The sequence below is a fragment of the Sphingobium aromaticiconvertens genome (assembly GCF_037154075.1).
Lineage (GTDB): Bacteria > Pseudomonadota > Alphaproteobacteria > Sphingomonadales > Sphingomonadaceae > Sphingobium > Sphingobium aromaticiconvertens.
This window is the reverse complement of record NZ_JBANRJ010000001.1, coordinates 3111458-3124271: the sequence shown is the minus strand read 5'-3', so window position 1 is coordinate 3124271 and position 12814 is coordinate 3111458. Positions and strand designations below refer to the sequence as shown.

At 61.6% G+C, this 12814-nt stretch carries 14 protein-coding genes; 12 read left to right on the top strand and 2 right to left on the bottom strand.

The annotated features are described in order from the left end of the window. Nucleotides 1-49: 49 nt before the first annotated feature. Nucleotides 50-280 (bottom strand): lipoyl domain-containing protein, encoded by a 231-nt coding sequence (locus WFR25_RS14895; protein ID WP_336971964.1) that lies wholly within the window; start codon nt 278-280, stop codon nt 50-52. Between the two features lie 198 nt (nt 281-478). On the opposite strand from WFR25_RS14895, the gene WFR25_RS14890 reads away from it, so the two are divergent. Next, complete coding sequence (locus WFR25_RS14890) at nt 479-1945, top strand: phosphotransferase family protein (RefSeq protein WP_336971963.1); 1467 nt, start codon at nt 479-481, stop codon at nt 1943-1945. A 240-nt stretch (nt 1946-2185) separates the two neighbouring features. Here the strand turns inward: WFR25_RS14890 and WFR25_RS14885 are convergent, their stop codons facing one another. Continuing rightward, entirely contained in the window at nt 2186-3118 is a 933-nt protein-coding gene (locus tag WFR25_RS14885) for a LysR family transcriptional regulator (RefSeq protein ID WP_336971961.1), read from the bottom strand. Between the two features lie 106 nt (nt 3119-3224). Between WFR25_RS14885 and WFR25_RS14880 the strand changes: the two genes are divergently transcribed. The 11 genes from WFR25_RS14880 to pcaD all read left to right on the top strand — a co-directional run bounded on the left by WFR25_RS14880 (nt 3225) and on the right by pcaD (nt 12789). Beyond that, nucleotides 3225-4373 carry a muconate/chloromuconate family cycloisomerase gene (locus WFR25_RS14880; RefSeq protein ID WP_336971960.1) on the top strand — a complete coding sequence of 383 codons (1149 nt, stop codon included), beginning with the start codon at nt 3225-3227 and terminating at the stop codon, nt 4371-4373. A 21-nt stretch (nt 4374-4394) separates the two neighbouring features. Next, entirely contained in the window at nt 4395-4685 is a 291-nt protein-coding gene (catC, locus tag WFR25_RS14875) for a muconolactone Delta-isomerase (RefSeq protein WP_336971957.1), read from the top strand. A gap of 65 nt (nt 4686-4750) precedes the next feature. Then, a complete protein-coding gene (catA, locus tag WFR25_RS14870) occupies nt 4751-5680 on the top strand; it encodes a catechol 1,2-dioxygenase (RefSeq protein ID WP_336971956.1) in 930 nt (309 codons plus the stop codon). Nucleotides 5681-5696: 16 nt separating this feature from the next. After that, nucleotides 5697-7049 (top strand): Rieske 2Fe-2S domain-containing protein, encoded by a 1353-nt coding sequence (locus WFR25_RS14865; protein ID WP_336971954.1) that lies wholly within the window; start codon nt 5697-5699, stop codon nt 7047-7049. Next, nucleotides 7046-7546, top strand: coding sequence for a benzoate 1,2-dioxygenase small subunit (gene benB / locus WFR25_RS14860; protein ID WP_336971953.1), 501 nt, complete (start codon nt 7046-7048; stop codon nt 7544-7546). The genes WFR25_RS14865 and benB overlap by 4 nt, the downstream gene beginning before the upstream one ends. An 81-nt stretch (nt 7547-7627) precedes the next feature. Continuing rightward, a complete protein-coding gene (benC, locus tag WFR25_RS14855) occupies nt 7628-8650 on the top strand; it encodes a benzoate 1,2-dioxygenase electron transfer component BenC (RefSeq protein WP_336971952.1) in 1023 nt (340 codons plus the stop codon). Then, complete coding sequence (benD, locus tag WFR25_RS14850) at nt 8647-9423, top strand: benzoate diol dehydrogenase BenD (RefSeq protein WP_336971950.1); 777 nt, start codon at nt 8647-8649, stop codon at nt 9421-9423. The genes benC and benD overlap by 4 nt, the downstream gene beginning before the upstream one ends. Nucleotides 9424-9435: 12 nt before the next feature. Beyond that, entirely contained in the window at nt 9436-10146 is a 711-nt protein-coding gene (locus WFR25_RS14845; RefSeq protein ID WP_336971949.1) for a CoA transferase subunit A, read from the top strand. Beyond that, entirely contained in the window at nt 10146-10802 is a 657-nt protein-coding gene (locus WFR25_RS14840) for a 3-oxoacid CoA-transferase subunit B (protein ID WP_336971948.1), read from the top strand. Before WFR25_RS14845 ends, WFR25_RS14840 begins: the two co-directional genes overlap by 1 nt. Further along, nucleotides 10799-12001, top strand: coding sequence for a 3-oxoadipyl-CoA thiolase (pcaF, locus tag WFR25_RS14835; RefSeq protein WP_336971947.1), 1203 nt, complete (start codon nt 10799-10801; stop codon nt 11999-12001). Before WFR25_RS14840 ends, pcaF begins: the two co-directional genes overlap by 4 nt. Continuing rightward, nucleotides 12001-12789 carry a 3-oxoadipate enol-lactonase gene (gene pcaD / locus WFR25_RS14830; protein WP_336971944.1) on the top strand — a complete coding sequence of 263 codons (789 nt, stop codon included), beginning with the start codon at nt 12001-12003 and terminating at the stop codon, nt 12787-12789. The genes pcaF and pcaD overlap by 1 nt, the downstream gene beginning before the upstream one ends. The last annotated feature ends 25 nt before the right edge of the window (nt 12790-12814 follow it).

Here is a 12814-nt window from a genome sequence, read left to right as displayed (position 1 = left end):
GCCCCTCCAACTTATGATTTTTTGATTGCGGCCTCTGATGATCTGGGTTTCATTCGATCTCGCCCAGGATCGTGCCTACTTCATAGGTGTCGCCGGCTGGCTTGATGATGCGCAGCGTGCCTGAAACGGGAGCCTCCACTTCCTGCGTCGATTTGTCGCTTTCGAGGGCAAACAGCGGTTCCCCCGCCTTTGCTTCGCCGCCATCGGCGACCAGCCATTCCGCCAGCATGCCCTCGTTCATTGAGAAACCGAGCTTGGGCAGAATGATTTGCGTGGCCATTGTCAGATTCCTCCTTTGAGGCGGCTGTCGTGCCGCCGAATGTAAGCTTGCGGCCCAATAAGTAATCTAGCGTACCGGTTTCGTCCAGCGAATTGCGCATCTGTCTTTCAACGCCTTGCCCTACGCTGCCTTGTGAGTATATATGTATATGATATGCAAGCGTCCAATATAGTGAACGGGCGGACCTTTGGAGAGATTATGCTGATTCCCGCCAATCGCCTGTTGGAAGCCGCCCGGACAGAGTTTGCCCGGCTATTGCCGCTGTTGGCGGACAGCGGCATCGATGGATCGGCGGCGCAATCGCTGGCGCATGGGCTGGGCCTGCTGCATGCACGCGAGGCAGGCGGTGTGGGGTTTGTGCGGCAGCAATTCAGCCTGTTGGGGCAGACGCTGGACGGTCTGGGCGGCGCGATCGATTCGGCGGAAGCGCGCGCGCTGATCGGGCTGGCCGATGCGATCGCCAATCTTGCGGATCTGGAAGCGCATTGGATAGCGACATTGGCCAGTGCACAAGGAGCGATCCAGGCGGCCAATGCCGCCGACCTGCCTCCGGATCAACGGCTCGCGCTGCTACAGGCGCTGGTCGATTGGGAAACAGCGGATCGACAGTCCCAGATCGGTAGTCATGTCGGCGCGATCGAGGATGTTGCGACCGAGATCACAAGGGAGAAGCTGACCGCCTATCTGTGCGATCGGTTCGGCGATCCCGATCTGGTGGTGAGTCATATCCAGCCGGTATCGGGCGGTTTCGGCAAGCAGACGACGATTTTCGCGGCGGAGGGACGGGAATTGTCCGGTGAATATGTAATCCGCCGGGATATTGGCGAAAATGCGGGGCTGGACACATCCTGCCACCTGATCCACCGTGAATATCCGGTCATTCGCGCTGCCTTTGATCGCGGGTTCCCCGCGCCCGATGCATTGTGGCTGGATACCGAGCACAAGCTTTTGCCCGGTGGCCATTTCATCGTCATGCGCCGCGCACCGGGCAAGGTCGCGGGCAATTTCTTCGGAGCACAGGGTGCAATCCCCGAGGATTTGGCCGACATATTGGCGGACAAAATGGCGCAGTTGCATGCAATCGAACCGCTGCGTGAACTGGGCGACCTGACCGACACGATCCGCACCGAATATTGGGATCTGCCGCTGCGGGATTGCGTCGAGCGCTATATCCGCAACTGGTATGACTTTTACCTGCGTGAGCAGCATACGCCGTCCCCGGCGCTGGTCGCACTTTATGGCTGGCTGTTTGACAATATTCCCGACAGTCCCGGCACTCCGCGCCTGATCCATGGCGATATCGGCTTCCACAATTTCCTGATCGACGAGGGGAAGATGACTGCGCTGGTCGATTGGGAATTCGCCCATATCGGCGATCCGGCTGAGGAATTGGGTTATGTCAATGTGACGGTCGGCCAGTCGCTCGACTGGGAGCGTTTCATGGCACGCTATCAGGCGGCCGGGGGGCAATATGTCAGCCCGGAAACGCTGCGTTTTTATGGCGTATGGGCCTATGTCCGTAATGCGAGCGGCGCCAATATCCTGTCAACCCGCCTGATTTCAGGGCTGGCCGACGACCTCAAGCTCACCATCCTGCCCTTTATGCACGTGCCGCCCTTCCTGATGGGGGCCAAGGCATTGATCGAGGCGGATGTCGGCGGATAGGCGACGGTGCGCGTCAAGGTGAGAGGATGCACAGGGATATGCCCAAATTTGGAAGACCGCAGGTCGAGTTGATCGTTGGCGGCGAAAATCACGACATGAACCGCGAAGGGCCGTGGATGATCGACGAGCCGCGCCCACATCTTCTGCTCCACCGTCATGGTTTGGGGAAGTCATGTATCTGGCCCCCGGTCATGCATGCGGGCGGTTCGCCCTACAGACGGCAGCCTGACGGCGAACCGATCAGCCTTCCGTCATGCGTCGGCGCAAACCACCCGGCAGGGACCAGCCCCACTGATCATAGACGTCGGCGATACTGCCGATCATCGTTGCCAGATGAGGAGATAGATCGTTCTTCCTGTGGCTGATGATGATGGGCGAAACGGCCTTTTCCGTGAATTCCCGGAACACCAGATCGCGTCTGCCCATCAGATGGACGGATGAGGGTACGATGCAGATGCCATCTTCGGCGGCGACCAGTCCCAGCGCGGTCTGTAACTCCCGCACTTCATGCACGGCGGTTGGCGTGACGCCATGGTCATGGAGCAGTGACAGGACCTGATCGGCATAGCTGGGACGCGGTTCGCGCGGATAGACGATTACGGCTTCGTCCGAAAGGTCAGCAAGGTCGATGGGCCGCTCCCCCTTAAGCAGTCGATGGCCGATCGGTAGGGCGGCGACCAGTTTCTCCTCGCGCAACACCTCCCGTTCGATCGCCGGGTCCTCGAAGCGTAGCCGGCCGAAACCGACATCAATCCGCCCTTCCTTCAGTGCGACGATCTGCTCGATGCTCATCATTTCGACGAGACTCAGCTCGACATCGGGCGCGGCTTTGCGGAAGCGGCGGATGATGTCGGGTAAACGGGCGTAAAGGACCGAGGGCACGAAGCCGACTACGAAGCGCGGGCGGTTGGCATTGACGAAGCCGCGCATCGCCTCCTTCAACTCATCCATGCGGCGCGTGACCTGCATCGCATGTTCATAGAGCAGCCGTCCGGCATCGGTCAGCGCCATGGGGCGAGCCTCTCGGTCGAACAGCGTGGCGCCCACTTCCTGTTCGAGTTGCTGAATCTGTCGGCTGAGTGGCGGTTGCGCCATATGGAGCCGCTCCGCGGCGCGGCTGAAATTACGTTCGGCGGCAACGGCCAGGAAGTAACGAAGCTGGCGAATATCCATGATCATACCATCAGGGTATAGTGATAGACCCACTTAGTCTTTCACAGCCACACCAACAAGGCATATCACTGCAGGGTAAGAAAACTCTGAAGCGATTGGTGAGGAAATGCTGTCCATCGAGTCCATCGATACCCTATTGGTAGATCTGCCGACCATCCGACCGCATATCCTGTCGATGGCGACGATGATGCAGCAAACCGCTTTGCTGGTCCGCATTCAGTGCAGCGACGGCATTGTCGGCATTGGCGAGGCGACCACGATCGGTGGCCTCAGCTATGGCCCGGAAAGCCCCGAAGGCATCAAGCTGGCCATCGACACCTATTTCGCGCCGCTGCTGCTGAACGGTGATCCGTCGCGCCCCGCACTGCTGATGGAGAAGCTGGGCAAGTCCATCGTCGGCAACATGTTCGCCAAATGCGCGATCGAAACGGCTTTGCTGGATGCTGTCGGGCAGCGGCTGGGCGTGCCGCTGTCGGAATTGCTGGGCGGGCGGCGGCGGGACACGCTGCCGGTGGCATGGACCCTGGCGAGCGGCAACACCGCCCAGGATATTGCCGAGGCCGAGCAGATGCTGGAACAGCGTCGCCACAATATTTTCAAGCTGAAGATCGGCAAGCGCGCGGTGGAGCAGGATGTCGCACATGTAGCCGCGATCAAGCGCGCCCTTGGCGACCGGGCGAGCGTGCGCGTCGACGTGAATCAGGCGTGGGACGAGGCGAGCGCGGCCAAGGGCATCGCCATGCTGGAGGATGTGGGTTGCGATCTGGTCGAACAGCCGGTTGCGGCCCATGCCCGCGGCGCGATGGCGCGGCTGGCGCAGCGTTTCGCCATGCCGATCATGGCCGATGAGGCGCTGACCGGACCCCATAGCGCGTTCGATTATGCCGCGTCCGCCGCCGCCGATGTCTTCGCAGTGAAAATTCAGCAGTCGGGCGGCCTCTGGGGGGCGTGCAAGGTTGGCACCATCGCCGATGCGGCGGGAATCGCGCTTTATGGCGGCACGATGCTGGAGGTCGGTGTGGCGACAGCCGCGTCTGCCCATGTGTTTGCGACCTTCCCGCGCCTTGCCTTCGACACCGAATTGTTCGGCCCGCTGCTCGTGACCGAGGAAATCCTTAACGAACCGCTCAGCTATGCCGATTTCGCGCTCAAGGTGCCCGACGGGCCTGGTCTTGGTGTCACGCTCGACATGGACAAGGTTGAATTTTTCCGCCGCGACGCCGCCCGCAAGGGCTTTCACGGCGCGGCTGCCTGAACTGCCAGAAGGATGGAGACTATGCTTTTTCACGTTCGCATGGATGTCAATATTCCCCATGACCTCGACCCGATCCGGGCCGACGAACTGAAGCGGGTGGAGCGTGATCGCGCGCAGGACCTGCAACGCTCGGGCAAATGGCGGCATCTCTGGCGCATCGCCGGGCAATATTCGAACATTTCGGTCTTTGATGTGGCCGATGTGCAGGAACTGCATGACCTGGTCAGCACGTTGCCCCTGTTCCCCTTCATGGACATCGCGGTGACCCCGCTGTGCCGCCACCCGTCATCGATCCGGGACGACGATCGCTGACCTTCCACAACCCCTGATCAACGGCGCGCCAACAGCCAAAAATTTAGCGCCAAGGAGAGACGGACATGACTGTAAATTTTGCTTCCACCCCTGAAGTCCAGAATCTGCTCGCCAAGCTGAGCGGGCAAGACCAGTCCGGCGGCGACGCCCGGATGAAGGCGATCGTTCGCCGCATCGTCGGCGACCTGTTCGCGACAATCGACGAGTTCAACGTCAGCGATGACGAATTCTGGGCAGCGCTGAACTATGCATCGGCAGGCGCGCAGGAATTTGGCCTGTGGGCCGCTGGCCTTGGTGTCGAGCGCTATCTCGACATGCGCGCCGACGCTGCCGACGCGGCGGCTGGGATCACCGGTGGCACACCGCGCACCATCGAAGGCCCGCTCTATGTCGCCGGTGCGCCGGAAACGACCGGCTTTGCCCGCATGGATGACGGCAGCGAAGACGACAAGGCGGAGATACTGATCCTCCACGGGCAGGTGCGCGACGTGAACGGGACGCCGCTGGCCGGCGCCAAGGTCGAAATTTGGCAGGCCAATACGCTGGGCAATTACAGCTATTTCGACAAGAGCCAGAGCGACTATAATCTGCGCCGCACCGTCCTGACCGATGCCGAAGGGCGCTATGCCGTCCGCTCGATCGTGCCGGTGGGCTATGCCTGCCCTCCGGGTGGTTCGACCGAGGGTATTCTCGACGCGATTGGCCGTCATGGCAATCGCCCGGCGCATATCCACTTCTTCGTGTCGGCCGACGATCACCGGCATCTGACGACCCAGATCAACATCGACGGCGATCCCTATCTGCATGACGACTTCGCCTATGCGACGCGTGATGAACTGATCCCGCCGGTCAACCATGTCGAGAACAGCAATCTGGGCACGAAATATGGCGTTGAAGGACCATTTGCCGAGATCGAGTTCGATTTCGACCTGAACCCCGCCAAGGCCGCTTCCGATGAAGAGGCATCCAGCCGCGCTCGTGTGCTGACCGCCTGAACCAAGGAGAAAACCGATGGGCATGATCGATCATATCGCCGGCGCCGTCATCGAAGACCCGGAAAATGGCATCTATCGTTGCCGCCGCGATGTCTTCACCGATCCTGCGCTGTTCGAACTGGAAATGAAGCATATTTTCGAAGGCAACTGGGTGTTCCTGGCGCATGAGAGCCAGATCCCGCAGCCCAACGATTATTTCACCACCTGGATCGGCCGCAAGCCCATCGTCATCACCCGCGACAAAAGCGGCGAACTGCACGGCCTCATCAATGCCTGTGCGCATCGCGGTGCGATGCTGTGTCGTCGCAAACATGGCAATAAGGGCAGTTTTACCTGTCCTTTCCATGGCTGGACCTTCAACAATGGCGGCAAGTTGCTGAAAGTGAAGGACGGCAAGACCGGCGATTATCCGGCGTCATTCAACAGCGAAGGGTCGCATGACCTGACTCGGCTGGCCCGCTTTGAAAATTATCGCGGTTTTCTGTTCGGCAGCCTGAACGCGGATGTCCCCTCGCTGGAGGAGCATCTGGGCGGCGCGCGGGCAGTCATCGACCAGATCGTAGATGCCGCACCTGAAGGACTGGAAGTATTGCGCGGCAACAGCAGCTATACTTATGATGGCAACTGGAAGTTGCAGATGGAAAATGGCGCTGACGGTTATCATGTCAGTTCCGTCCACTGGAATTATTCGGCTACCATGGGCCACCGCAACTATGAGGCGGAGGGTACGAAGACGGTCGACGCCAATGGCTGGTCCAAGAGCGTGGGCGGCGTCTATGCTTTTGAAAACGGGCATATCCTGCTGTGGACCAACTTGCTGAACCCGGAGGTCCGCCCGATCCACGCCCACGCCCCAGAACTGGAGGCACGGCTGGGCAAGGAGCGGGCGGCACCGATCGTCGGGCAGACCCGCAACCTTGGCCTCTATCCCAACGTCTATCTGATGGACCAGTTTTCGACGCAGATCCGCGTCGTGCGACCCATCAGCCCTGGTCAGACCGAAGTCACCATCTATTGCATCGCGCCCAAGGGCGAAAGTGCGACCGAACGCACGCTGCGCATCCGCCAATATGAGGATTTCTTCAACGTCAGCGGCATGGGTACGCCCGACGATCTGGAGGAATTTCGCGCTTGCCAGACCGGCTATGGCGGGGCGGACAAGCTGTGGAATGATCTCAGCCGTGGCGCGGTCCACTGGATCGAGGGGCCGGACGAGAATGCGCTGGCCATCGGGCTGAAGCCGCTGCTCAGCGGCGACCGCAGCGAGGATGAAGGGCTGTTCGTCCGACAGCATGACCATTGGGCACAGGCCCTGATCGCGGGAATCCGTCAGGACGAAACCGCCAGGGAATTGGGAGAAGTGGCATGAACACGCTCACCCGCATCACGCAGGAAGAGGTTACGGCCTTTCTCTATCGCGAGGCCCGCTTTCTGGATGATCGCCAATGGGAGGAATGGCTGGCCTGTTACTCGCCCAAGGTCGTGTTCTGGATGCCGGCCTGGGACGATGACGACCAGTTGGTCGAAGACCCGCAAAGCCACATTTCGCTGATCTACTATCCCAACCGTGATGGGCTGGAGGACCGGGTTTTCCGTATAAAGACCGAACGGTCGAGCGCCAGCATGCCCGAACCGCGCACCAGCCATTTCGTCAGCAACGTCGAAATATTGGAACAGCGCGACGCCATAGTCGATCTGCGCTTCAACTGGCAGACGCTCAGTCACCGTTACAAGAAGACAAACAGCTTCTTCGGCACATCCTTCTACACCGTCGATTTCAGCGGCGAAACGCCGCTCATCACGACCAAGAAAGTCGTACTGAAGGACGATTATATTCACCAGGTCATCGACGTCTATCACATCTGACGCGAGGCCTTTGATGGCCGCATTTTCCGAGCCGTTGACCGTAAACGATCAACTTGAAAATGCGCCGGACGGAGAGGAACCATGAGTTTTCGTATCGCACTCAATTTCGAGGATGGCGCCACCCGCTTCATCGACTGCAACGACGGCGAGAAGGTGCTGGACGCGGCCTATCGCCAGAAGGTCAACCTGCCGATGGACTGTTCCGACGGCGTGTGCGGGACCTGCAAATGTCATTGCGAGCAGGGCAGCTATGATCTGGGTGATGAGTATGTCGAGGATGCGCTGACCGAAGATGAGGCGGAGGAGGGCATGGTCCTCACCTGCCAGATGGTGCCCTCGTCCGATTGCGTCATTCAGGTGCCGGTGCCGTCCAGCGCCTGCAAGCTGAAGCCTGCCGAACATGAAGCCGCCGTCGCGTCCGTCGAACTGGTGTCGGATAGCACGATCATCCTGACTCTGGACCTTGATGCACCCGAAGCGCTGACCTTCCTGCCCGGCCAATATGTGAACCTGACCGTGCCGGGAACGAGTGAGAGCCGCGCCTACAGCTTCAGTTCGAAGCCCGGCGCGGAACAGGCGAGCTTCCTGATCCGCAACGTCCCCGACGGCCTGATGAGCAGTTGGCTGGGCGAGCAGGCGAAGGGCGGCGACCGGATGCGCTTTGTCGGTCCCAATGGCAGCTTCTTCCTGCGTAATGTCGACCGTCCCGTGGTGATGCTGGCGGGCGGCACGGGCCTCGCGCCATTGCTCTCCATGCTGGAGGTGCTGGCCGATCAGGGTACGGAGCAACCGATCCACCTCATTTACGGCGTCACCCATGATGGCGATCTGGTCGAGATCGAGCGGATCGAAGCGCTGGCTGCGCGTATCCCGTCGATGACATGGGCAAGCTGCGTCGCCGCTGAGAACAGCACGCATCCGCTCAAGGGCTATGTCACCCATCATCTGACCGACGCGCATCTGAACGCGGGCGACTGCGACGTCTATCTGTGCGGTCCGCCGCCGATGGTCGAGGCGGTGCGCCTATTCTTCAAGGAAAAGGGCGTCGAGCCAGCGCACTTCCATTATGAGAAGTTCGCTGCCAGCGAACCGGTGCCGGCATGATCTTCGCGGGACGCTTTGCGGGCAAGACTATGGTCGTGACTGGCGCGGCGCAGGGCATCGGCCGGATGGTCGCCCTGCGCGCGGCGGCCGAGGGCGCAAAAGTGCTGCTGGTCGATCGCGCCGATTTCGTCGGCACTGTCGCGGCTGAGGCGGAGGGCGAGGCGCACGGCTTTTCCGCCGACCTGGAAACGCATGAGGGCGCGGTCGCGGCGATGGCGGCAGCGGCGGAGCGCTTCGGCGGCATCGACATCCTCATCAACAATGTCGGCGGCGCGATCCGCATGCGCCCCTATGCCGCCTTCGAACCCGCGCAGATCGAGGCGGAGGTGCGGCGTTCGCTTTTCCCGACGCTCTGGTGCTGCCATGCGGTGCTGCCGCATATGCTGGCGCGGGGCGGCGGGACGATCGTCAACGTTTCCTCCAACGCAACGCGCGGGATCAACCGCGTGCCCTATTCGGCGGCCAAGGGCGGCGTGAACGGCCTCACCCAAAGCCTCGCGATGGAATATGCGCGCGACGGCATCCGTGTGGTGGCGACCGCGCCGGGCGGCACGTCGGCCCCCGAACGCCGCGTGCCGCGCAACCCGGACGGCAACAGTGCGCAGGACGACCAATGGATGCGCGACGTGGTGGAACAGGTCACGGAGTCCAGCTTCATGAAACGCTACGGCGCGCTGGAGGAGCAGGCGGCGCCGATCCTGTTCCTGGCGTCGGATGAGGCTTCCTATGTGACGGGCAGCATCCTGCCGGTTGCGGGCGGCGATCTGGGATAAAGGAATAATATCATGGCATTGAAAATCTATGACAGCCCTCGGGTCGCACTGGAAGGACTGTTGTTTGATGGGATGACGATCATGTCCGGGGGATTTGGGCTATCGGGCAATCCCGAGAGCCTGATCCCTGAGATCCGTGCGAGCGGCGTGAAGAATCTGACCGTCATCTCGAACAATGCGGGAGCGGACGGCTTTGGCCTGTGGATGCTGCTGGAAAGCCGGCAGGTCAGGAAAATGATCTCCTCCTATGTGGGCGAGAACAAGCTGTTCGAGAGCCAGTATCTCTCTGGCGAACTGGAACTGGAACTTAACCCGCAAGGGACTCTGGCCGAGCGAATCAGGGCAGGGGGCGCGGGCATCCCGGCCTTCTACACCAAGACGGGCGTCGGCACGGTGGTGGCCGAAGGCAAGCCGGTCGAAACCTTCGAGGGCGAGGACTATGTGCGCGAGACATGGCTGCGCGCCGACCTGTCGATCACCAAGGCGTGGCGGGCGGACCCTGCGGGCAATCTCATGTTCCGCAAGACCGCGCGCAACTTCAACCCGAACATGGCGACAGCGGGCAAGGTGACGGTGGTGGAAGTAGAGGAGATCGTGTCTGAAGGGACGTTCGATCCCGATTGCATCCATACGCCCGGCATCTATGTCGACCGCATCGTCCTTTCGACTATCAATGAAAAGCGGATCGAGAAGCTGACCGTGCGCGAAAGGGAGAGTGTGTAATGGCCTGGACCCGTGACGAGATGGCGGCCCGCGCCGCGCTGGAATTGAAGGACGGCTTTTATGTCAATCTTGGCATCGGCATCCCGACGCTGGTGGCGAATCATGTGCCCGAGGGGGTGAACGTCACCCTCCAGAGCGAGAATGGGATGTTGGGCATCGGGCCATTCCCCTATGAAGGTGAGGCGGACCCCGACCTCATCAATGCGGGCAAGCAGACGATCACAGCGCTGTCGACCTCCAGCTTCTTCTCGTCCGCCGACAGTTTCGCGATGATCCGGGGCGGGCATATCGATATGGCGGTGCTGGGCGCGATGGAAGTTGCGGCCAATGGCGACCTTGCCAACTGGACCATTCCGGGCAAGATGGTGAAGGGCATGGGCGGCGCCATGGATCTGGTCGCGGGCGTGAAGCGCGTGGTCGTGGTGATGGACCATGTGTCGAAGAACGGCATCCCCAAGATTCTGGAATCCTGCACCCTGCCACTGACCGGCAAGGCGGTGGTCGATCTGATCATCACCGACCTTGGCGTCATCGCGGTCGATCGCAAGGCGGGCGGCCTGACGCTGGTTGAGGTGGCCACCGGCGTCAGCCTCGAGGAGATTATGGCCAAGACCGGCGCGCCGCTGGACGTCAGTGCTTTTGAGGTCGCAGCATGAGCGACGCCTATATATGCGACGCCATCCGCACCCCCATCGGTCGCTATGCGGGCGCGTTGGCGTCGGTGCGGGCCGATGATCTGGCCGCCATTCCTATCAAGGCGCTGATCGAGCGCAGCGGCATTGATCCCGCCACGATTGACGACGTGATCCTGGGCAGCGCCAATCAGGCGGGTGAGGACAACCGCAATGTCGCGCGCATGGCGGCGCTGCTGGCGGGTCTGCCCGACAGCGTGGGCGGTTCGACGGTCAATCGCCTCTGCGCGTCTGGCCTCGATGCGGTCGGCACGGCGGCGCGGGCGATCCGGTCGGGCGACACCGACCTGATGATCGCGGGCGGGGTCGAGAGCATGAGTCGCGCGCCCTTCGTCATGCCTAAGGCCGAAAGCCCCTATGCTCGCAGCCCTGCCATTTACGACACGACCATCGGCTGGCGGTTCGTCAATCCGAAGATGAAGGCGCTCTACGGCGTCGATTCCATGCCGGAGACGGGCGAGAATGTCGCCAGCGACTATGGTATTTCCCGTGCGGATCAGGATGTCTTCGCGCTGCGCAGCCAGCAGAAGACCGCAGCCGCAAAGGCTTCGGGCTATTTTGCTGAGGAGATCGCGCCGGTCACGCTCACGGACCGCAAGGGGCGCGAAACCATCGTCGACACCGACGAGCATCCCCGCCCTGACACGACGATCGAGATGCTGGCGACGCTGAAACCGATTGTTCGGCCTGACGGCACCGTCACGGCTGGCAATGCTTCGGGCGTCAATGATGGCGCGGCGGCGATGATCCTCGCCAATGAAGCGGCGATCCAGCGCCACGGCCTCACCCCGCGCGCCCGCATATTGGGCATGTCCAGCGCGGGCGTGCCGCCCCGTATCATGGGGATCGGCCCGGTGCCCGCGACGCTAAAGTTGATGGCGCGGCTGGGCCTGACCATTGATCGCTTTGATGCCATCGAACTCAACGAAGCCTTCGCATCGCAGGGTCTGGCGGTGCTGCGGGGCCTCAACGTTGCCGACGACGACGCGCGGGTCAACGCCAATGGCGGCGCGATTGCGCTCGGCCATCCACTCGGCATGTCAGGCGCGCGCATCCTGATGACGTTGGTGCATCAAATGGAAAAAACGGGCGGCAAACTCGGCCTGGCGACGCTGTGCATTGGCGTTGGACAGGGGCTGGCCGTAGCGGTGGAGCGGGTCTGATGGAAAAGCTGTTTATCACCACCGGCGACGGTTGCCGGATTGCTTATCGCTTCGATGGGCGGGAGGACGCGCCCATCCTGCTGCTTTCCAACTCGCTGGGTACCGACATGGCTATGTGGGAGCCGCAGATGGTGGCGTGGACGCAGGCGTTTCGCGTGCTCCGCTATGACCAACGCGGTCATGGGGCATCGGGCGCACCAGAGGGCGGCTATTCCATCGACCGACTGGGCCGCGACGTCATCGAATTGCTCGATGCATTGAACGTCGAAACCGTCGACTTCTGTGGGCTGTCACTAGGTGGCATGATTGGCCAATGGCTCGGCATCCGTGAGCCGGGCAGGCTGCGGCGGGTGGTACTGGCGAATACTTCCAGCTTCATGGGGCCGCCCAGCGCCTGGGACGCGCGCATCGACCTTGTGCGCAAAGAGGGGATGGCGCCATTGGCGCAAGCCTCGGTCGAACGCTGGTTCACTGCGGCCTTCGCCGCCGCCGAGCCACTGGCCATCGTCCCGATCGCCAGGATGCTCCCGGCGACCGACAGTCAGGGTTATGCGGGGTGCTGCGCGGCGATCCGTGACATGGATATGCGCCGCACGGCAGCGCTGATCGAGGCGCCAACCCTGGTCATCGGTGGCAGTGAAGACCCTGCAACGCCACCGCCGCACAGCAAAGCGCTGGTGAGGGCCATCATGGGCGCAAAGCTCATCATGCTACCAGCCGCTCATCTCGCCAATGTTGAATGTCCCGAAGCATTCGCGGCCGCCGTGATGGGGCATCTTATGGCCTGATCGACGCGCTCGCAGTCCGCCTTGC